This window comes from Micromonospora sp. NPDC051924 (assembly GCF_055586005.1).
In genome coordinates this window covers 1-19,895 of the sequence record NZ_JBVJJA010000011.1, presented here as the reverse complement: position 1 = coordinate 19,895, position 19,895 = coordinate 1, and the positions used below count along the sequence as shown (strand labels likewise).

20 protein-coding genes are annotated in these 19,895 nt (G+C 74.3%); 13 read left to right on the top strand and 7 right to left on the bottom strand.

Annotated elements, in window-relative coordinates; translation table 11 throughout:
• Positions 1 to 43: 43 nt before the first annotated feature.
• Complete coding sequence (locus tag ACZ6S5_RS11225) at positions 44 to 778, top strand: hypothetical protein (protein WP_465999862.1); 735 nt, start codon at positions 44 to 46, stop codon at positions 776 to 778.
• A gap of 15 nt (positions 779 to 793) precedes the next feature.
• Here ACZ6S5_RS11225 and disA read toward each other — a convergent pair whose 3' ends face one another.
• The 4 genes from disA to ACZ6S5_RS11205 form a co-directional block, all read right to left on the bottom strand.
• Positions 794 to 1,975, bottom strand: coding sequence for a DNA integrity scanning diadenylate cyclase DisA (gene disA / locus ACZ6S5_RS11220; protein WP_465999861.1), 1,182 nt, complete (start codon positions 1,973 to 1,975; stop codon positions 794 to 796).
• 141 nt (positions 1,976 to 2,116) lie between these two features.
• Positions 2,117 to 3,571, bottom strand: coding sequence for a DNA repair protein RadA (gene radA, locus ACZ6S5_RS11215; RefSeq protein ID WP_465999860.1), 1,455 nt, complete (start codon positions 3,569 to 3,571; stop codon positions 2,117 to 2,119).
• Between the two features lie 106 nt (positions 3,572 to 3,677).
• The gene (locus ACZ6S5_RS11210; protein ID WP_465999859.1) at positions 3,678 to 4,439 is read right to left on the bottom strand and encodes a hypothetical protein; all 762 of its coding nucleotides are present in this window, start codon (positions 4,437 to 4,439) and stop codon (positions 3,678 to 3,680) included.
• A 141-nt stretch (positions 4,440 to 4,580) separates the two neighbouring features.
• On the bottom strand, positions 4,581 to 5,420 hold the full coding sequence (locus ACZ6S5_RS11205; protein WP_465999858.1) for a UbiA family prenyltransferase: 840 nt from the start codon (positions 5,418 to 5,420) through the stop codon (positions 4,581 to 4,583).
• 45 nt (positions 5,421 to 5,465) lie between these two features.
• On the opposite strand from ACZ6S5_RS11205, the gene ACZ6S5_RS11200 reads away from it, so the two are divergent.
• From ACZ6S5_RS11200 to ACZ6S5_RS11185, 4 genes are all read left to right on the top strand, one after another.
• Positions 5,466 to 6,242, top strand: a complete 777-nt coding sequence (locus ACZ6S5_RS11200) for a methyltransferase domain-containing protein (protein WP_465999857.1) — start codon at positions 5,466 to 5,468, stop codon at positions 6,240 to 6,242.
• A gap of 42 nt (positions 6,243 to 6,284) precedes the next feature.
• A complete protein-coding gene (locus ACZ6S5_RS11195; RefSeq protein WP_465999856.1) occupies positions 6,285 to 7,451 on the top strand; it encodes an acyl-CoA dehydrogenase family protein in 1,167 nt (388 codons plus the stop codon).
• A gap of 95 nt (positions 7,452 to 7,546) precedes the next feature.
• The gene (locus ACZ6S5_RS11190) at positions 7,547 to 8,596 is read left to right on the top strand and encodes a type III polyketide synthase (RefSeq protein WP_465999855.1); all 1,050 of its coding nucleotides are present in this window, start codon (positions 7,547 to 7,549) and stop codon (positions 8,594 to 8,596) included.
• Positions 8,597 to 8,636: 40 nt separating this feature from the next.
• Positions 8,637 to 9,194 (top strand): hypothetical protein, encoded by a 558-nt coding sequence (locus ACZ6S5_RS11185; RefSeq protein WP_465999854.1) that lies wholly within the window; start codon positions 8,637 to 8,639, stop codon positions 9,192 to 9,194.
• Between the two features lie 8 nt (positions 9,195 to 9,202).
• Here ACZ6S5_RS11185 and ACZ6S5_RS11180 read toward each other — a convergent pair whose 3' ends face one another.
• Complete coding sequence (locus ACZ6S5_RS11180; RefSeq protein WP_465999853.1) at positions 9,203 to 9,925, bottom strand: hypothetical protein; 723 nt, start codon at positions 9,923 to 9,925, stop codon at positions 9,203 to 9,205.
• Positions 9,926 to 10,253: 328 nt separating this feature from the next.
• Here ACZ6S5_RS11180 and ACZ6S5_RS11175 point away from each other — a divergent pair, with 328 nt between their 5' ends.
• Genes ACZ6S5_RS11175 through ispF form a run of 3 tightly spaced genes read left to right on the top strand, consistent with a single transcriptional unit; the run spans position 10,254 to position 11,988 of the window.
• The gene (locus ACZ6S5_RS11175; protein WP_465999852.1) at positions 10,254 to 10,739 is read left to right on the top strand and encodes a CarD family transcriptional regulator; all 486 of its coding nucleotides are present in this window, start codon (positions 10,254 to 10,256) and stop codon (positions 10,737 to 10,739) included.
• A gap of 54 nt (positions 10,740 to 10,793) precedes the next feature.
• Positions 10,794 to 11,489, top strand: a complete 696-nt coding sequence (gene ispD, locus ACZ6S5_RS11170) for a 2-C-methyl-D-erythritol 4-phosphate cytidylyltransferase (RefSeq protein WP_465999851.1) — start codon at positions 10,794 to 10,796, stop codon at positions 11,487 to 11,489.
• Between the two features lie 16 nt (positions 11,490 to 11,505).
• Entirely contained in the window at positions 11,506 to 11,988 is a 483-nt protein-coding gene (gene ispF, locus ACZ6S5_RS11165; RefSeq protein WP_465999850.1) for a 2-C-methyl-D-erythritol 2,4-cyclodiphosphate synthase, read from the top strand.
• A gap of 30 nt (positions 11,989 to 12,018) precedes the next feature.
• Here the strand turns inward: ispF and ACZ6S5_RS11160 are convergent, their stop codons facing one another.
• A complete protein-coding gene (locus tag ACZ6S5_RS11160; RefSeq protein ID WP_465999849.1) occupies positions 12,019 to 12,546 on the bottom strand; it encodes a hypothetical protein in 528 nt (175 codons plus the stop codon).
• A 187-nt stretch (positions 12,547 to 12,733) separates the two neighbouring features.
• On the opposite strand from ACZ6S5_RS11160, the gene ACZ6S5_RS11155 reads away from it, so the two are divergent.
• The 3 genes from ACZ6S5_RS11155 to ACZ6S5_RS11145 all read left to right on the top strand — a co-directional run bounded on the left by ACZ6S5_RS11155 (position 12,734) and on the right by ACZ6S5_RS11145 (position 16,418).
• Positions 12,734 to 14,089, top strand: coding sequence for a BTAD domain-containing putative transcriptional regulator (locus tag ACZ6S5_RS11155; protein ID WP_465999848.1), 1,356 nt, complete (start codon positions 12,734 to 12,736; stop codon positions 14,087 to 14,089).
• 104 nt (positions 14,090 to 14,193) lie between these two features.
• Complete coding sequence (locus ACZ6S5_RS11150; protein ID WP_465999847.1) at positions 14,194 to 15,213, top strand: tetratricopeptide repeat protein; 1,020 nt, start codon at positions 14,194 to 14,196, stop codon at positions 15,211 to 15,213.
• A 164-nt stretch (positions 15,214 to 15,377) separates the two neighbouring features.
• On the top strand, positions 15,378 to 16,418 hold the full coding sequence (locus ACZ6S5_RS11145; RefSeq protein ID WP_465999846.1) for an NAD(P)-dependent alcohol dehydrogenase: 1,041 nt from the start codon (positions 15,378 to 15,380) through the stop codon (positions 16,416 to 16,418).
• Between the two features lie 46 nt (positions 16,419 to 16,464).
• On the opposite strand, the gene ACZ6S5_RS11140 is transcribed toward ACZ6S5_RS11145, so the two are convergent.
• Positions 16,465 to 17,631, bottom strand: coding sequence for a homogentisate 1,2-dioxygenase domain-containing protein (locus tag ACZ6S5_RS11140; protein ID WP_465999845.1), 1,167 nt, complete (start codon positions 17,629 to 17,631; stop codon positions 16,465 to 16,467).
• Positions 17,632 to 17,725: 94 nt separating this feature from the next.
• Here ACZ6S5_RS11140 and ACZ6S5_RS11135 point away from each other — a divergent pair, with 94 nt between their 5' ends.
• Positions 17,726 to 18,583, top strand: a complete 858-nt coding sequence (locus ACZ6S5_RS11135; protein ID WP_465999844.1) for a hypothetical protein — start codon at positions 17,726 to 17,728, stop codon at positions 18,581 to 18,583.
• Positions 18,580 to 19,779, top strand: a complete 1,200-nt coding sequence (fahA, locus tag ACZ6S5_RS11130; protein ID WP_465999843.1) for a fumarylacetoacetase — start codon at positions 18,580 to 18,582, stop codon at positions 19,777 to 19,779. The genes ACZ6S5_RS11135 and fahA overlap by 4 nt, the downstream gene beginning before the upstream one ends.
• The last annotated feature ends 116 nt before the right edge of the window (positions 19,780 to 19,895 follow it).

Here is a 19,895-nt window from a genome sequence, read left to right as displayed (position 1 = left end):
CGCGCCCCCGACCGCAGTGATACGCGGCTACGGTGAACGCATCATGCGTCTGACGGTCGGCCCTCTGCCTCCCGCCGTGTACTGGCGGCGACGCGTCGTCGTACTCGGAGCCGGGCTGCTCTTCCTGATTGTCGTGCTCTACTCGTGCAGCGGCGGGGACCGGAATGCCCGGGTGACCGGCACGGGAGCGTCGCCGTCCGCCACGGCGGCCCCGGCCCCGACCGGGTCCGTGCTGACCCCGCGGTCCGGCGGCCCGTCCGCCACGCCGGGCGACTCCGGCGGGAACTCAGGCGGCTCGGACGGCGGCCAGAGCGCTCCGGCGGGGGGCGGCACCGGGACCAACGACAACGGCGGCGCGCCGGCCGCGCCGGTGGCCGACGACGGCACCTGCGCCGACTCGGAGATCAAGGTGACCGCGGTGGCGCTGCCGTCCACCGCGCAGCAGGGCACGGTGGTCACTCTCCGCCTCAAGATCCAGAACGTGTCGAACCGTACCTGCAGCCGGGACGTCGGGGCCGACCTCCAGGAGCTCTTCGTGAAGTCCGGGGCGGAGAAGATCTGGTCCTCGGACACCTGCGGCACCGGCAAGGGCTCGGACGTGCAGTCGTTCACGCCGGACTTCGAGCGCTCCTACGAGCTGGGCTGGAACGGCCGGGACACCAGCCGCTGCGCCAACGGCCTGGCCGCCGGCCCGTACGCCCCGACCGGCACGTACCAGGTCTTCGCCCGGGTCGGCACCAAGCTCAGCGAGCCGGTGAAGCTCACCATCGTCGGCTGACCGCCGGCGACGGGGTCAGACGTAGCGCTCCAGGATGGACGCCTCGGCGAGCCGGGACAGGCCCTCGCGGACGCCCCGGGCGCGGGCGTCGCCCACCCCCTCGACCGCCTGGAGGTCCTCCACGGTCGCGCCGAGCAGCCGCTGGAGGCTGCCGAAGTGCACCACCAGCCGGTCCACCACGGCCGTGGGCAGCCGGGGCACCTTGGCCAGCAGGCGGAAGCCGCGCGGGCTGACCGCCGCGTCGAGGGCGTCGGAGGCGGACGGGTAGCCGATCGCCTTGGCCACCGCGACCAGGTCGATCAGCTCGGTGGCGCTGAGCAGGTCCAGCTCGACCAGCGCCTCGTCGAGAGTGCGCGACTTGCGGCCGACCGGGAGGTAGTCCCGGATGACCAGGGTCCGGTCGGCGTCCACGCCGGCCATCAGCTCGTCGAGCTGGAGGGCGAGCAGCCGGCCGTCGGTGCCCAACTCCACCACGTACCCGGCGATCTCGTCCGCGATCCGGCGGACCATCTCCAGCCGCTGCACCACGGAGACCGCGTCGCGGACGGTGACCAGGTCCTCGATCTCCAGCGCGGAGAGGGTGCCGGAGACCTCGTCCAGCCGGAGCTTGTAGCGCTCCAGGGTGGCCAGGGCCTGGTTGGCCCGGGACAGGATCGCCGCCGAGTCGTCCAGCACGTGCCGCTGTCCGTTGACGTAGAGGCTGATGATCCGCATCGACTGGCTCACCGAGATGACCGGGTAGCCGGTCTGCCGGGCCACCCGCTCGGCGGTGCGGTGCCGGGTGCCGGACTCCTCGGTGGGGATCGACGGGTCGGGCATCAGGTGCACGCCCGCCTGGACGATCCGGGTGCCGTCGCTGGACAGCACCACCGCGCCGTCCATCTTGCACAGCTCGCGAACCCGGGTGGCGGAGAACTCCACGTCCATCGGGAAGCCGCCGGTGCAGATCGAGTCGACCACCTTGTCGTAGCCGAGGACGATCAGCGCGCCGGTACGGCCCCGCAGGATGCGCTCGAGACCGTCGCGCAGTGCGGTGCCCGGCGCCATCAGGGCGAGGTTGGCCCGCAGCGGGTCGCCGCTGGCCCCGCCGACGCTTCCGGAGACGCTCACGCTGATCGGACGGGCGGGGGAGCCCACGCCGGCGCGGGCGTGCGGCGTCGCCGCGGCGGGCTTGGTGGCATCGCGGTCGATCGGCACGGGCACAGTCTACGGACTGCCGTGCGGTGGGTGCTCTCGTGGTTACTGTGATGTGTCACGATGTCCAGCTCCCCGGTCGTCGACCCCCCCGCCCGGCTGTCCGAAATCGCCCAGCCGGTCCGCCCGAGCGGTCACCGTGCGTCACTCCACTGACGCGCGAGCGGCGGCCTGGAGGGCGGCGCGGACGTCGGTGACCTCGATCACCCGCATGTTCTCCGGGGTCACACCGCTGCTGCCGGGGCCGCAGCCCGGCGGCACCAGGGCCAGCCGGAAGCCGAGGCGGGCCGCCTCGGCCAACCGTCGGGGGACCGCGCCGACCCGGCGCACCTCACCGGTGAGGCCGACCTCGCCGATGGCCACCAGGTGCGGGTTGAGGGCCAGGTTGAGGCCGCCGGAGGCGACCGCCAGCGCGACGGCCAGGTCGGCGGCCGGCTCGACCACCCGGATGCCGCCCACCGTGGCGGCGAAGACCTCGCGGTCGTGGAGGGTCAGCCGCTCGGTGCGCCGCTGGAGCACCGCCAGCACCATGGCCAGCCGCGCCCCGTCCAGCCCGGAGACCGTACGCCGCGGCGAACCGGCCACCGTGGCGCCGATCAGCGCCTGCACTTCGGTCACCAGGGCCCGCCGCCCCTCCATGGCCACCGTCACGCAGGTGCCGGGCACCGGCTCGGAGTAGCGGGTGAGGAAGAGCCCGGACGGGTCGGCGAGGCTGCTGATGCCCCCCTCGTGCATCTCGAAGCAGCCCACCTCGTCGGCCGCGCCGAACCGGTTCTTCACGCCCCGGACCATCCGCAGCGAGGAGTGCTTGTCGCCCTCGAAGTGCAGCACCACGTCGACCAGGTGCTCGAGCACCCGGGGACCGGCGACCTGGCCATCCTTGGTCACGTGCCCGACCAGCACGGTGGCGATGCCGCGCTCCTTGGCGACCGCGACCAGCGCCGCGGTGACCGCCCGGACCTGGGTCACCCCGCCCGGCACGCCCTCGGTGCCGGTGGTGGAGATGGTCTGCACCGAGTCGAGCACCAGCAGCCCCGGCTTGACCGCGTCGAGGTGGCCGAGCACGGCCGACAGGTCGCTCTCGGCGGCCAGGTAGAGCTGCTCGTGCAGGGCGCCCATCCGCTCGGCGCGCAGCCGCACCTGGCTGACCGACTCCTCGCCGCTGACCACCAGGGAGGCGCTGCCGGCGCCCGCCGCCCACTGCTGGGCCACGTCGAGCAGCAGGGTGGACTTGCCGACCCCCGGCTCGCCGGCGAGCAGCACCACCGCGCCGGGGACCAGGCCGCCGCCGAGCACCCGGTCGAGCTCGCTGACCCCGGTGGGCCGGGCCCGGGCCGGGGCCGCGCTGATGGTGGCGATCGGGCGGGCCGGCTCGGCGGGCATCCGCGAGCTGACCACCCGGCCGGAGACCATCGGGCCGGTCAGCGTGCACTCGACCACCGAGCCCCACTCGCCGCACTCCGGGCAGCGCCCGACCCACTTGGGCGGCTGGTGGCCGCAGGCGTCGCACTCGTACGCCGGGCGCGGCTCGCGGGTCGCGCCCCGGCTCCGGCCGGTGGCGGCGGAAGCGCGGGCGGAGGTCGATCGGGAGGTGCTCACCCCAGGACGCTAACCGGGCAGTACGACGAAAGCCCACCCGGAAACGGCGACACCGCCGGCGTGGCGCTGGCCACACCGGCGGTGTCCGCGGAAACGGGGTCGGCGATCAGCTGTGGCCGCCACCCTCGACGCCGGCCTGCTCGCCCGCCTCCTCGCGGGGGTGGACCACCTGCGACGGGGCCGGGGCCGGGGTCAGCGGGACGCCGACCGGGGCGCTGGTCTTGATGACCTTGCCGTTGCCGAAGTCGAAGGTCAGGTTGACCCCCTGGCCGGAGCGCAGCTTGTCGTTCAGGCCGACGAGCTGGAGGAACTGCCCGCCGTTGCCGTTCAGCACGACGTAGCCGTTGGCCGGGATCTCGATCCGGGCCGGCTGGCCGGCCGGGGCCGACTCGCTCGGCGAGGCCGACGGGCTGGCCGAGGGCGACTCGGAGGTGCCCAGGGACTGGCTCGGCGAGGCGCTCGGGTCGCTGGCGGTCGGCGACGCGGAGGCCGGCTCGGTGGGCGAGCCGGACGGGGCGGCCGACGGGCCGCCGCTCCGGGCCGCGCCGGAGAGCAGGATCTCCCGGGCGCTGTCGGTGGTGACGGTCACCGTGACCGGGGACTCGCTGTCGTTGTAGAGCACGACGTTGAGCGGGGCGTTGGCACCGGCCTGGTAGCCCTCGCCGCCCGGGTACTGCACGTACAGGCCGCGCACCTTGTAGAAATTGTCGGGGGTCTGGACGTTGACGCCCTGCACCGACGGGATCTTGGCGGCGGTCTCGGCCACCTGGCCTGCGCCACACCCGGACAGCAGCAGGCTCGCCGCCGCTGCCGTGCCGGCCAGCAGCAGGGCGGCCCCCCGCCGGGAACCCCTGATCGAGCGCGTCACGTCGGTCCTCCTCGTCACGATCCCCACCCGGCCGTACGCCGGGCCTGGGGTGGCCATACCCGCGCAGACCGCGCTCCAGGGTAGTTGGGGCTGATCGAGGGCCGCACGCCGACCCGGTAATGCCACCTTCCCGGTGACCCGTCACACCACCCGACCGCTCGCCACCAGCAGCACCACGTCGATCAGCGCCACCACCATGACCGCCCGGAAGGCGGCCACCGGCCGGCCGCCGGCGCGGCCGGCGGCGCGGCTCGCGTACCCACCGACGGCCGGCACCAGGACGGCGGCGGCGACCGCCGACAGGCCCGCCCAGGACGGCGGTCCGGGCGGCCCGACGACGAGCGTGACGGTGGCCGCGAGCAGCAGCCCGGCGGCGGCCGCCCGGCTGCCCGCCGGCCCGAGCCGGTGCGGCAGTCCGCGCACCCCGGTCCGGGCGTCGTCCGCCAGGTCGGGCAGGACGTTGGCGAAGTGCGCCCCGGCGCCGAGGCAGGCGGCGGCGGCCACCAACCAGGCCGGCGGGCCGGGCGCGCCCGGCAGGGCCAGCACCACGAAGGCCGGAAGCGCGCCGAAGGAGACCGCGTACGGCAGCACCGAGACCGGTGTCGACTTCAGCGGCCAGTTGTAGAGCAGCGCCGAGAGCAGCCCCAGGGTGGCGCAGAGCGCCGCTGCGCCACCCGTGGTCAGCGCGAGCAGCGGGGTGGCGAGGGCCGCGACGACGACCGCGCGGCCGAGGGTGCGTCGGCCGACCGCGCCGGTGGCCACCGGTTTGTCGGTACGCCCCACCGCGGCGTCCCGGTCGGCGTCGAGCAGGTCGTTGCTCCAGCCGACCGCGAGCTGGCTGGCCAGCACGGTGCCGACCACGGCGGCGATCCCGGCCGGCCGGTGCCCGACCCCGGCCGCCAGCAGCCCGGCCACCACGGTGACCGCGGCGGCCGGTTCCGGATGGCTCGCCCTGACCAGCCCTAACACCGACGACGACATAAGGGAAGTCTGGTCGTTACCCGGGAGTCGTGCCACGCTCGGTGCATGTGTGCTGCGGCCCCGGTGTCCACTCCGTCCCGGGTGCTGTCGCCCAACGATCCCCGGCAGTACGACGACCTGGTCGACGAGTGGTGGCGACCGGACGGTGCCTTCGCGATGCTGCACTGGCTGGCCCGGGCCCGGGCCGCGCTGGTGCCGCCGGCGTCCAGGAGGGACGCCCTGCTGGTCGACCTCGGGTGCGGTGCCGGGCTGCTCGCTCCGCACCTGGTCGGCAAGGGCTACCGGCACGTCGGGGTGGACCTGACCCGCTCCGCCCTCGACCAGGCCGTCACGCACGGCGTGACGGTGCTCCACGCCGATGCCGTCGCGGTTCCGCTCGCGGACGGCTGCGCGGACGTCGTCTCCGCCGGTGAGCTGCTGGAACACGTACCGGACTGGCGGCGGGCGGTGGCCGAGGCGTGCCGACTGCTGCGGCCCGGGGGACTGCTGGTGCTGGACACCCTGAACGACACCCTGCTGGCCCGGCTGATCGCGGTGGAGTTCGGCGAGCGGTTGCCCACCGTGCCTCGGGGGATCCACGACCCACGGTTGTTCGTGGACGCCCGCGCGCTGGTCGTGGAGTGTGCCCGGCACGGCGTCGAGCTGCGGCTGCGCGGCATCCGACCGGCGGTCGGCGGCACGCTGGCCTGGCTGCTGCGTCGGCTGTGGAGCGGCGCCGGCCCGGCCGGCCGGCCGATCGGGACGGCGGGCCGGGAGCCGCGGATCGTGCCGACCTGGTCCACCGCCGTGCTCTACCAGGGGCACGGGGTCCGGAGCGGGTAGCCGGGGCCGCCCGGGGTATTGGGACGCCGAGAAGGGGGTTCGATGACTGTGCACGCGCTGGAGGCGGCGCGCCGGTTGGCGCCGCGACTGGCCGCCCGCGCGGCGGACCACGACCGGGACGGCTCCTTCCCGGTCGACGACTTCGCCGACCTGCGGGACGCCGGGCTCTTCGGCCTGATGGTGCCCCGCGAGCTGGATGGGGCGGGGGCCACCTTCGCCGAGTACGCCGCCGTCGCCACCGAACTGGCCCGGGGCAACGGCGCCACCGCCCTGGTGTTCAACATGCACGCCTCGGTCACCGGGGCGCTCGGCGCGGTGACCGAGGAGCTGGCCGAGGCGCTCGGCGTACCGGACGAGGCGCTGGCCGCCCGGGACCGGCTGCTCCGCGCGGCGGCCGACGGCGCCTGGTACGCGGTGGCGATGAGCGAGCGCGGCGTCGGCGCCCGGCTGTCCCGGCTCAGCACGGTCTACGAGCCGGTCGACGGCGGCTGGCACCTCAAGGGCGCGAAGACCTTCTGCTCGGGCGCCGGCCACCCGGACGGCTACCTGGTGGCGGCCCGCAGCGCCACCGACCCGTCGATGGTCTCCCAGTTCCTCGTCCCGGCCGGGGAGGGGATCACCGTCGAGCCGACCTGGGACTCGCTCGGCATGCGCGCCACCTCCTCGCACGACCTGTACCTGGACGTCACTGTCCCCGCCGACCGGCTGCTCGGCGGGGTGGAGGGCTTGGCCCTGGTGGTTGCCCAGCTCATGCCGCACTGGCTGGTGGCCAGCTACGCCGCCGTCTACGTCGGGGTGGCCCGGGCGGCGATCGACGCCGCCGCCGAGCACCTGAACGCCCGCGACCTCGCCGGGCTGCCGGCCGTCCGGGCCCGGCTGGGCCGGGCGGACGCGGCGGCCGCGGCGGCCGAGCTGGTGGTGGCCGAGGCGGCCCGCCGGGTCGACGAGGCCCCCGGCGACGCGGAGACCAACCGCTGGGTGTGGCGGGCCAAGCTGCTCGCCGGCACCACGGCGGCCGAGGTGGCGGCGTCCATGCTGGAGGCGGCCGGGACCTCGGCCACCCGCCGGGGGCATCCGCTGGAACGGCTCTACCGGGACGCCCGGTGCGGCTCGCTGCACCCGGCCACCTCGGACGTCTGTGCCGACTGGCTGGGCGTCGCGGTGCTCGGCGGCGACCCGGACCGAGACACGGCAACTCCTCGTTGGTGAAGCGTGCAGAGTGAGCGGGTTTCGCGAGCGCCGCAGCCGCGGAGGAAGGGCGCTCGTCGGGGAGCGTGGGGAACGGGACCGGGAGAGTGGGGGACATGGGCGTGCCGGTGATCGCGGGCCTGGGCGCGGCGCAGCCGCCGGCCGCCGCGCAGGACGAACTCTGGACGGGCTTCTTCGCGAAGCACTTCTCCGGGACCACCCGGGCGCTGGCCGAGCGCATCTTCGCCAACTCCGGGGTGTCCCGTCGGCAGGCGGCGGTGAACCCGCTGCTGGAGGACGTCTCGGAGTGGCCGACGGAGCGCCGGATGCGGCGCTACCAGGTCGAGGCGTTGCCGCTGGGCAAGGAGGCGGTGAGCCGGGCGCTCACCGCCGCCGGGCTGGACGCCGGTGACGTCGGCCTCTTCCTCGTCTGTTCCTGCACGGGGTACGCCACTCCGGGGCTGGACATCCTGCTCGCCCGGGACCTGGGCATGGCCCCGGACACCCAGCGCATGTTCGTCGGCCACATGGGCTGCTACGCGGCCCTGCCCGGGCTGGCTGCGGCGAGCGACTTCGTCACCGCCCGGGGCCGCCCGGCGCTGCTGCTCTGCGCCGAGCTGACCAGCCTGCACATCCAGCCGGCCGGGGCCCGGGTGGACACCCAGCAGATCGTCTCGCACGCGCTCTTCTCGGACGCGGCGGTCGCCGCCGTGGTCGTGCCCGGGGGCCGGGGGTACGCGCTGCGCGAGGTCACCTCGGTCACCGACACCTCGACCGCGGACCACATGACCTGGGACGTCACGGACACCGGCTTCCGGATGGGGTTGTCGCCGAAGGTGCCGCAGGTGCTCTCGCGCCACGTCCGGAGCCTGGTCGACGACCTGCTGGCCCGGCACGGGCGGACGATCGCCGAGGTGGACGGCTGGGCGGTGCACCCGGGCGGCCCGCGCATCCTCAACGTGGTGGAACGCGAGCTGGCCCTGCCGCCGGAGGCACTGGCCGCCTCCCGGGCCACCCTGGACGAACACGGCAACTGCTCGTCCCCGACGGTGCTGCTGATCCTCGACCGGCTTTGCCGGGCCGCGCGCCCGCCGGAGCGGATCGTGCTGCTCGCCTTCGGGCCCGGCCTCACCCTGTACGCGGCGCTGCTGGAGCGCGCCGGCTGACGGGGCGGTGGCGGTGGTCGGCCGCCGCTACCCTCACCGCATGGCTGCCGACGACCGGGTACGCACCGCGCTGCTGACCGGGACGACGGTGGCGGCGCTGGCCGCCGGCGCGTGGTGGTGGCAGGAGTCGGCGCCGGCGCTCGGGCCGACCGGTCCGTCGCCCAGCCCGTCGATGGGTGCCTTCCTGGAGCCGGGGGTGCGGCTGGTCGACCCGGTCACCGGCCAGGTGCTGACCAGTTCGGACCCGGGGGACCGGGTGGTCGTGCACGTGGGACCGACCGCCCCGCCCGGTTCGAGCGATGGCGCGTTGGAGCTGTGGCACGAGCGGTCGCGCCTGGTGCCCGGGAAGCCGCCGCTCGCCCGGCAGAGCAGCACGTCCGACTTCGGGCAGTACATGTTGAGCATCCGGTGCACGGGCTCCGGGGCGGTCGTCGTCGAGTTCTCCGGGGCGCGGTACGACCCGCCGCCGAGCAACGTGCGCTGTGGCGAGGGTGCGGAATCCAACGTGGTGGAGTCCTCGGGCGGCCCGTTGCTGGTGCGGTTCAGCGTCGTGGCGGGCGAGGTCGACCTGGACGCGCGGCTGTTCCAGCTGTCCTGACCTGCGGATCAGGTGGCCAGGCGTGCCAGGTCGTCCCGGTACGCCTCGACCGGACCCAGTTCGGGCACCACCCGGACCAGGGTGCCCTCCCGGTCCACCAGCAGCGCGGCGGCCGTACCGGGGTGCGCGGCGAGGTGCAGATAGGAGCGCAGGCCGCCGGCTGGATCGGCGAGGGCGCGGACCCCCGGGACGGGCGAGGCGTCGGGCCGCCGGGTTTCGGTGACGGTGACCACGGTGACGCCGGTCGGCGCGGCGGCCGCCGCCTCGGTCACCCGCTCCCGGCAGGCGCAGGCGTCGACGAGGACGATCATCGCGGGCAGCAGGCTGCGCAGGGACACCGGGGAGTTTCCGGCGTCGACCAGATCCAGCGCGGGCAGCGGCCCGACCACGGCCGGGGTGGCCGTGGGGTACGGAAGGACCGTGGGGTTGCCGCCGGAGCGGGTCGACCGGGGCCAGGTGACCGCGGCCAGCCCGGTGAGTGTGATCAGGACCGAGATCAGCAGGGCCAGCACCGGCAGCCCGAGCGGGAGGCGGCCGTCCGCTCGGGGGGTGAGTCCGAGGTGGCGGCGCCATCCCGTACGCCGGCGCTGGTGGCGCAGCTCACGGCGGATCTGGCGGGCCTCGTCGGCGAGCGCGGACGCGTCGTCGGGGACGACCACCCGACCCCACTCGGGGGGCAGGCCGGGCAGCCCGTCCGATGGCCCGTGGCCTTCAGCGTCAGGCATGCTCATCGGACCCCCAGGAACCGTCTCGGTGAGCGGACGTCACGTCCACCTCAAGCGTCCCGCACCGGTCCGCGTACCGCCACACCTGGGCGCACCTCGTGTTCCGGAGCTACCATGGAAGGAGCGCATCGCCCTAGATATCGACGCTCCTGCCACTCGTACCGGGATGTCATCCCGTGGTCACGGAGCGTGTCGAAACCATCGGTTTGACCGCCTGTCAAGCTGAAGAAATACCTCTCACAGGGCCCCTGAGCTGCGCCAACGGTCAGGACAGCGGTGGGACATCGGTGCCTGAGCGTGTTACCCTAGACACAGCGAAAGGGGTTTCGAACCTATGGTTTTCAGTGTCGGCGAGACCGTTGTTTACCCCCACCACGGGGCCGCACTCATCGAGGCAATCGAGACTCGGGTCATCAAGGGTGAGGAAAAGCAGTACCTCGTCCTGAGGGTCGCGCAGGGTGACCTGACGGTCCGGGTGCCCGCTGAGAACGCCGAGATCGTGGGTGTGCGCGAGGTGGTCGGCGAAGAGGGCCTGGGCAAGGTCTTCGACGTGCTCCGTGCTCCGCACACCGAGGAGCCGACCAACTGGTCGCGGCGTTACAAGGCGAATCTGGAGAAGCTGGCCTCCGGCAACCCGCTGAAGGTGGCCGAGGTCGTCCGCGACCTGTGGCGCCGGGAGCGGGAGCGGGGTCTTTCCGCGGGTGAGAAGCGCATGCTCGCCAAGGCCCGCGACATTCTCGTCGGCGAGGTCGCGCTGGCCGAGAAGAGCACCAAGGACGAGGCGGAGTCGCTGCTCGACAAGGTCCTGACCGAGGCCTGATTCCCACAGCATCGTCGTACCCACCCCGTAGCAAAGAAATCCGAGGACCGCGACGTGACCGCGCAGCTCAATCCGCGCGGTGACGTCGCGGTCCTTGTTCCTGCGGCCGGTGCCGGGGTACGCCTCGGCCCGGGCGCGCCGAAGGCGCTCCGGCCGCTGGCCGGCGAGCCGCTGCTGGTGCACGCGGTACGCCGGATCGCGGCGGCGCCCTCGGTACGGGTGATCGTGGTGGCCGCTCCGGTGGCCGACGTCGGGGCGGTCCGGGAGCTGCTCGCGCCGGTGGCGTCGGTCACCGTGGTGCCCGGCGGCGCGGAGCGGCAGGCCTCGGTGGCGGCCGCGCTGGCCGCCGTGCCACCCGGGCCGGAGATCGTCCTGGTGCACGACGCCGCCCGCGCGCTCACCCCGCCCGAGCTGATCGAATCGGTCGCCGGGGCGGTCCGTGCCGGCCACCACGCGGTGATCCCGGCCCTCCCTGTGGTCGACACGATCAAGGAGGTCGACGCCGGCGAGCGGGTCCTCGGCACGGTGGATCGCGCCGCCCTGCGGGCGGTGCAGACCCCGCAGGGCTTCCGCCGGTCGGTGCTGGCCGCCGCGCACGAGGCGGCCGGCGACCCGTTGACCGACGACGCCGGCCTGGTCGAGAAGCAGGGTGTGCCGGTGTTCTGCGTGCCCGGGTCGGAGCTGGCCCTCAAGATCACCCGACCGTTCGACCTGGCCCTCGCCGAGCATCTGCTGGCGGCCGGGGCCTGACGCGTACCCTCGGCTCATGATCGTTCCTCGGGTGGCCATCGGCACCGACGTGCACGCCTTCGCAGCCGGGCGGCCCTGCTGGGTGGCCGGCCTGCACTGGCCGGACCAGGACGGCCTGGCCGGGCACTCGGACGCCGACGTGGTCGCGCACGCCGCCTGCAACGCATTGCTCTCCGCGGCCGGCCTCGGCGACCTGGGCGCGAACTTCGGCGTGGACCAGCCGGAGTGGGCGGGCGCCTCCGGAGTCGCGCTGCTCACCGAGAGTGCCCGGCGGGTCCGGGCGGCCGGCTTCCGGATCGGCAACGTGTCGGTCCAGGTGATCGGCAACCGCCCCAAGATCGGCCCGCGCCGGGCGGAGGCGCAGCAGGTGCTCTCCGCGGCCGTGGGCGCCCCGGTCACGGTCTCCGCCGCCACCACCGACGGCCTCGGCTTCCCCGGCCGCGGTGAGGGGCTGGCCGGCATCGCGGTGGCCCTGGTGTACGAGGCCCCGGCCGACTGAGCCGGCCGGGACCCCGGTGGACGGCCGCCGTCAGGCCAGCTCCGCGCAGAGGTCGTGCACGGCGCCGTGCCGCATCGTGAGGGTCTTGATGCCGGTCGGGCTGAACTCGAGGACGTACTCGCCGTCGATGATGTACAGCCCCTTCGGCAGGTTGCCGCCGTTCTCCCGGAAACCGATCAGCACCGGGCCGGTCACGTACCAGGTCATCGAGCCGTCGGTGCCGTACTCGATCCGGGCGCTGCCGCTCGCGTCGGTGATCGTGCTGGCCCCGGTCTCCAGGTTGGTCAGCCGTCCGATGAGCGCGCCCTGGTAGAGCTCCCGCTCCGGGGAGCCGTCCGGGTACGTCGACACCGTCAGCTTCCGGACCTCGTCCACGATCGACTCCGACCGTACGGCGAAGTCGCAGCGTGCCCCGGCGGGCAGCTCGAACTCCTCCTGCGGCGCCGGCTCCCAGGCCCCGGGGGCGATGTCGCCGGTCGCCGCGGACGCCGGAACCGGTCCGGCCGCGACGAGTGCCGCCGCGGCCAGCGCCGCACCGGCGGTTCTCAGGAAACGCATGATCACTCCATCCGTGCTTCCGTGGTGGGACCGGCCCAGCGTCACCGGGCCCGCTCACCATCCGCTCACCGCGGGACCCGGCCGGACCGGCCCGTCCCGGGTCGGTGACGGGCGGCCGGCGGCCGGCGGACACCACCGGCTCACCGGACCGACAACCTCGGACGGGGCCCAGGCGGTTTCAGGTGACATGGACTTCCGCCTGCTCGGACCGTTCGAGGCCCGCCACGACGATCGGCCCGTCGAGGTCGGCAGTCGGCGTCAGGAGCGCTGTCTCCTCGGTGTGCTGCTGCTCGAACCCGGCCGGCTGGTCGGCACCGACCGCCTGATCGACCTGCTGTGGCACGGCTCGCCACCGGCCTCGGCCCGCGGTGCGGTGCACACGTACATCGGGCGGCTGCGGGCGTCGCTGACGCCGTACGGGGTGCGGATCAGCACCCGCGGCGAGGGTTACCAGGTCGAGGCCGACGAGCACCACGTCGACGTGGGGGACTTCGCCGGCCTGGTCCGGCGGGCGGGCGAGGTGGGCGATCCCGCCGAGCGGGTCCGCCTGCTCGACCGGGCGCTGGACCTCTGGCGGGGTCCGCTGCTCGCCGACGCCGCCGACGACGAGCTGCGGGAACGGCTGGCGGGCCCGATCGAGGAACTGCGGCTGGTCGGCGTCGAGCTGCGGGCGGAGGCGCGGCTCGCGCTGGGCCAGCACCGCCGGGCGATCAGCGAACTGGCGCCGCTGGTGGCCCGCCACCCGACCCGGGAGCAGCTCGTCGCCAGCCTGATGACCGCGCTGCACCGGGGGGACCGGCGGGCCGACGCCCTGCGGCTCTACCGGACCACCCGGGACCTCCTCGTGGCCGACCTCGGGGTCGAGCCGGGGTCGCGACTGCGCGAGGTGCACCGCCGGATCCTCGACGGTGACGACCGGCTCGACCGTCCCGGCCGGCCGATGTTCGAGGTACGGGTACGCGAGGAGTGCCTGCCGTGGAGCGTCGGCGGGCATCCGGCGCTCGACTTCTGCAACACCTTGGCGGGCTGGGGCCACGAACCCGCGCCACCCCGGGGCGAATGGCTGCGCGGCTACCGGACCCTGGCCGTGTGGAGCGGCCACGTCGGACTCACCGACGAGGTCTCGGTGAGCCGCCTGCTCCACCTCGCCCGGCGCGACCCCGCCGGGGCCGACGGCGTGCTCGCCGAAGCCCGTGCGCTGCGCGCCGCGCTGTACGCCTGCCTGGCCGACCCGGAGAACCGGCCGGCCTTCGACACGGTCGCCCGGTACGCGGAGGCCGCCGCCGGGACGATGGTGTTCCGTCGCGAGGTCGACGGCCGGGGCCGCTGGTGGCCGGATCTCAGCGCCGGGCTCCGGCTGCCCCTGCACGCCGCCGCGTGGAGCGCCGCGCAACTGCTCGCCGACCCGCGCCGGCTCACCGTCCGGGCCTGTCCCGACGAGCGGTGCGGCTGGCTCTTCCTCGACGAGACCGGCCTGCGCCGCTGGTGCAGCCTCGGCACCTGCGGCGGCCGGACCGCCGGGCTGCCCTGCCGCAGCGCCTGACGGCGGCTCCCGGCCGGCCGGCGGTCCGCCGGGAACCGGCGCGGCGGGCCGGGCGGGGCGGCGCTGGTCGGCGGGGTGGGGCACGGGCGGCTACGCTCGCCGGGATGTCGAGTGACGCCGCCTCCGACCAGTCCGCCGCCGACGGCTACCTCCAGCGCGCCCAGCTCCTCGCCGAGTTGGGCCGGTACGACGAGGCCGCCGGCGAGCTCGGCTCGCTGATCGCGACCGACCCGGGCCACGCCGAGGCGTTGACCATGCTGGCCCGGATGCACCTCGCCGTGGACCGGTCCGCCGAGGCGCTCGACGCCGCCGCGGCGGCGGTGGCGGCCGCACCGACCGCCGTACCGCCGCTGGTGGCGCGCGGGTTCGCCCTGGTGGACCTGGGCCGGTGGAAGGCCGCCGCGAGCACGGCGGACGAGATCCTGGCGCTCGGGCCGACCGACGCGTACGCCCAGCGCAGCGCCGCCGCGATCCTGTCCGGCTCGCGCAACGGGCAGCAGGCGCTCAACGCCGCGTGGCGCGGGGTCGAGCTGGCGCCGGAGGAGCCGCAGGCGCACCTGGTGCTCGGCCTGGTCTCCGCCCGGCTGGAGCTCTACGACCTGGCCGAGCGGGCGTACCGGGAGGCGTTGCGGCTGAACCCGCAACTGGCCGAGGCGCGGCACGACATGGGCGTGATCCGGCTGGAGCAGCGGCGCTACGCGGAGGCCCTGGAACACCTGACCGAGGCAGCCGCGATGGACCCGGCGCGCGGCGACGCGGGTCGGACCATCGCCGACGGGGTCCGGCGGCTGGTCATCTACGGCGCCGGCTGGTCCCTGGTCGCCGCGGTGCTGGTCGCCTTCCTGGCCCCGGCCGCGCCGGGCCTGTCCCGGGTCGTCGCCGTGGTGACGGCACTGGGCGCGGCGCTGCTGGTCTGGCGGTACGCGGCCCGGATGCCCGGCCTGCTCGGGACGATCCTCCCCGGGCTGCTCCGCGCCGACCGTGGCCTGGCCCTGGCGGTGTACGCGGTGGCGGCCGCCCCGGTGCTGTTGCTGCTCTACGCGCTCGTCGGCGGGCCGTGGCCGCTGGTGGCCTCGATCACGGTGGCGATGGTCGCCGAATTCGCGGTGCTCGCCCGGCGCTGACGTTATTCCCGGTCGCGGGGGTGACGCTCCATACGTGTGGGTGGGGGCGGCTGCGGGGTACCGATGGTGGGAGCGAAGGCTTTCCCTGTGCCGGTGCGGTCGCCCGTGGTTGGCGGCCGGAGCATCGGCATTTCCCACGCAATGTCTGCAGGAAGCGGAGAATCGTGCTCACCGTCAACGCCTACGCGGCGACGTCCGCGACCGAACCACTCGCCCCGACCACCATCGAGCGACGCGACCTCGGGCCGCACGACGTGCTCATCGACATCAAGTTTTCCGGCATCTGCCACTCCGACATCCACACCGCGCGCAGCGAGTGGGGCCCCACCACATACCCGATCGTGGTCGGCCACGAGATCGCCGGCGTGGTCAAGGAGGTCGGCGCCGAGGTGACCAGGTTCGCCGTCGGCGACCGGGTGGGCGTCGGCTGCATGGTCGACTCCTGCCGGGAGTGCGACAACTGCCGCAAGGGCCTGGAGCAGTACTGCCTGAAGGGCAACATCCAGACGTACGGCGGGATCGGCCGGGACGGGCAGCCCACCCAGGGTGGCTACGCGCAGGCCGTGGTGGTGACCGAGGACTTCGTCCTGCGCATCCCGGACGGCATCGAGCTGAACGTCGCCGCCCCGTTGCTCTGCGCCGGCATCACCACCTACTCGCCGCTGCGGCACTGGGGCGCCGGCCCGGGCAGCCGGGTGGCGGTCATCGGCCTGGGTGGACTCGGTCACATGGCGGTCAAGCTGGCCCACGCCATGGGCGCCGAGGTCACCGTGCTGTCCCAGTCGCTGAAGAAGCAGGAGGACGGGCTGCGGCTCGGTGCCGACCACTACCACGCCACCTCCGACGAGGAGACCTTCACCAAGCTGGCCGGCTCGTTCGACCTCATCATCAACACGGTCAGCGCGAAGATCGACCTCGACGCGTACCTGCGGCTGCTGGCCGTGGACGGGACGCTGGTCAACGTGGGCGCGCCGGAGGACCCGCTGTCCGTGCACGCGTTCTCGCTGATCCCGGCCCGCCGGTCGTTCGCCGGCTCGATGATCGGCGGCATCGCCGAGACGCAGGAGATGCTCGACTTCTGCGCCGAGCACGGGCTGGGCGCCGAGATCGAGGTCATCCCGGCCGAGAAGATCAACGAGGCGTACGAGCGGGTGCTCGCCTCCGACGTGCGCTACCGCTTCGTCATCGACGCCTCGACGTTCTGACCGGAGCTGGAGAGGCCGCGTCCACCTGGGGCGCGGCCCCTTCGCGTCAGACCCGGCGGGCCCAGGTCCAGGCGTACGCGTCGTCCTCGCAGGAGTTCGCCGCGTCGCACAGGTCCAGCGGGCGGAAGGTGTCCACCATGACCGCCAGCTCGTCGAAGAAGTCCACCCCGATCGAGCGCTCGGCCGCCCCCGGCTGCGGGCCGTGGGTGAAACCGGACGGGTGCAGCGAGATCGAGCCCTGCTCGATGCCGGAGCCGCGCCGGGCCTCGTAGTTGCCGCCGGTGTAGAAGAGCATCTCGTCGGAGTCGACGTTGTGGTGGTTGTACGGCACCGGGATGGCGTCCGGGTGGTAGTCCACCTTGCGCGGCACGAACGAGCAGACCACGAAGTTCGGGCCCTGGAAGGTCTGGTGCACCGGCGGCGGCTGGTGGATCCGGCCGGTGATCGGCTCGAAGTCGTGGATGGAGAACGCCCACGGGTACAGGTGCCCGTCCCAGCCGACCACGTCGAACGGGTGGTTCGCGTAGACGTACCGGGTCCAACCGCGCCGGTGCCGGACCAGCACCTCCACGTCGGTCTCGTCGACCAGCAGCGGCGTGTCCGGTCCCCGGACGTCCCGCTCGCAGTACGGCGAGTGCTCCAGGAACTGCCCGCGCACCGAGAGGTAGCGCTTGGGCGGGCCGACGTGTCCGGCCGCCTCGATGGCGAGCAGCCGGGCCGGCTCGTCGCCGGTCGGGACCAGGCGGTGGATGGTCGAGGTCGGGATGATGACGTAGTCGCCGGCCACCGCTTCCAGCACGCCGAACGGCGACTCGACGCGCAGCGAGCCGGACTCCAGGTAGAGGCAGTGGTCGCCGGTGGCGTCCCGGAACAGCGGGGACGGCCGGTCGGCCAGCACGTACGCGATCCGGACGTCGTCGTTGGCCAGCAGGTACTGCCGGCCCAGCACCGGGTCCGCCCCGGTCCCGTCGAGCTTGTGGGTACGCAGGTGGCGCGGCTTCAGCGGCAGGTTCGGCACCCGGGTGAAGGCGGGCGGGGTGAACTCCTCGGCGGCCACGATCGCGGTCGGCGCGTGCCGGTGGTAGAGCAGCGACGAGTCGGAGGAGAAGCCCTCCTGACCGACCAGTTCCTCCGCGTACAGGCTGCCGTCCGGCTGGCGGAACTGGGTGTGGCGCTTGCGGGGCACCTCACCGATCCTGCGGTAGTACGGCATTTCGCCTCCCGATATGTCCCGTTCTCCGGCCGGTGGTGTCCGGTAATCGGACGCTGTTGTCCGTTCCTCGTAGCGTCCCGTAGATTCTTGTCTCGTGTCAACGCAGGTGACCCGTCTCTTCGCCGGTCTGGTCGACGACGCCGCCGTCTTCCCGCCCGGCAGCGCGTCGCTGCCGGACGCGGTGACCGCCCACCACCGGCATCGCGCCGCCTGGTACGCCGACCTGGTCGGCCCGCTGCTGCTGCCCGCCTCGACGCTGCCCGACCTGCCCGGGCTGCTCGAAGCGGAGACGACCCTGGCCATCGGGGTGATCGGTGACGTGCCGGTCGGCCGGCTGGAGGCGACCCTCGCCGAGGCGGACCCCCGGCTCACCGTGCGGCAGGTCGAGGCGCCGGTCGCCAAGCGCGGCGAGGACCCGCAGCCCGGCCTCGCCGACCTGGTCAAGCTCACCGAGCGGCTGGCCGGCGCCACCGTCTACGCCGAGATCCCGCTGACCTTCGGGCTGATGGCCGCGCTGGACACCGTCGCCGAGGCGCGGGCCGGCGGGCTGCCGGTCGCCGCCAAGTTCCGCACCGGCGGGCTGGCCGCGGAGCTGTTTCCGACCCCGGTCGAGCTGGCCGCGGTGATCTGCGCCTGCCGGGACCGGGGGCTGCCGTTCAAGCTGACCGCCGGGCTGCACCACGCGATCCGGCACCGCGACCCGGAGACCGGCTTCACCCACCACGGCTTCGTGAACGTGCTCGCCGCGACCCTGGCCGCCGTCGAGGACGCCGAGGTGGACGGCATCGCCGAGCTGCTCGCCGCCACCGACCCGGTACGCCTGGTCGAGCGGGTCCGCGCGCACCGCGACGCGGACCGCCCGCTCTGGGTCGGGTACGGCTCGTGCAGCATCGAGGAACCACTGACCGATCTGATCCGGCTGGGGCTGGTGAACGGGGGCTTCGAGGAATGAGCTGGGTGACGGGTGCGGACGGTTCGCCGTGGGGCGTGACCAACCTGCCGTACGGGGTGTTCCGGCACGGCGACCACGCGCCGCGCGTCGGGGCACGCATCGGTGACTTCGTGCTGGACCTGGCCGGCGCGGAGGAGGCCGGCCTGGTGCTGGCCGCCGGGGCGCTGGGCCGCCCCACCCTGAACGCGTTCATGGCGCTCGGTCGTCCGCAGTGGACCGCCGTCCGGCAGCGGATCACCGAGCTGCTCACCGACGCGGCGCACCGGCCGGCGGTGGAGCCGCTGCTGGTGCCGCTGCGCGAGGTGGAGCTGCTGCTGCCGTTCGAGGTGGCCGACTACGTCGACTTCTACTCGTCCGAACACCACGCGTCGAACGTCGGGCAGATCTTCCGCCCCGGCCAGGCGCCGTTGTTGCCCAACTGGAAGCACGTGCCGATCGGCTACCACGGCCGGGCCGGCACGGTGGTGGTCTCCGGCACCCCCGTGATCCGCCCGACCGGGCAGCGGGCCACCGCGCAGGGCCCCACCACCGGCGCGTCCGTCCGGCTGGACATCGAGGCCGAGGTCGGGTTCGTGGTCGGGGTGCCGAGCCGGCTCGGCGACCGGGTGTCGGTGGACGACTTCGCCGACCACGTCTTCGGCGTGGTGCTGGTCAACGACTGGTCCGCCCGGGACATCCAGGCCTGGGAGTACCAGCCGCTCGGCCCGTTCCTGGGCAAGTCCTTCGCCACCTCCGTCTCGGCCTGGGTCACCCCGCTGGATGCCCTCGCCGACGCGTTCGTGCCCGCTCGGGACCAGGACCCGCCGGTGCAGGACTACCTCCGCGACACCCCGCACCTGGGGCTGGATCTCGCGCTGACGGTGGAGTGGAACGGCGAGCGGGTGGCCGAGCCGCCCTTCGCCACGATGTACTGGACCCCGGCCCAGCAGCTCGCCCACCTCACCGTCAACGGCGCGTCGCTGCGTACCGGCGACCTCTACGCCTCCGGCACGGTCTCCGGGCCGGAGCGCGGCCAGGTCGGGTCGTTCCTGGAGCTGACCTGGGGCGGGGCCGAGCCGGTCAAGTTCGCCGACGGCGGCACCCGGACCTTCCTGGAGGACGGCGACACGGTCACCGTCACCGCCACGGCGCCCGGCCCGGACGGCACCACGATCGCCCTCGGCGAGGTCACCGGGACGGTCCTGCCGGCCCGCTGAGGTCGCCCGTCCGCCTCCCCGGGGGGGGGGGGGGGGGGGGGGGGGGGGGGGGGGGGGGCGGGGGGTGGGTGGGGGTGGTCTGGGTCGGGCCTTTTGGTTGGGGGAGGGGGGGGAGG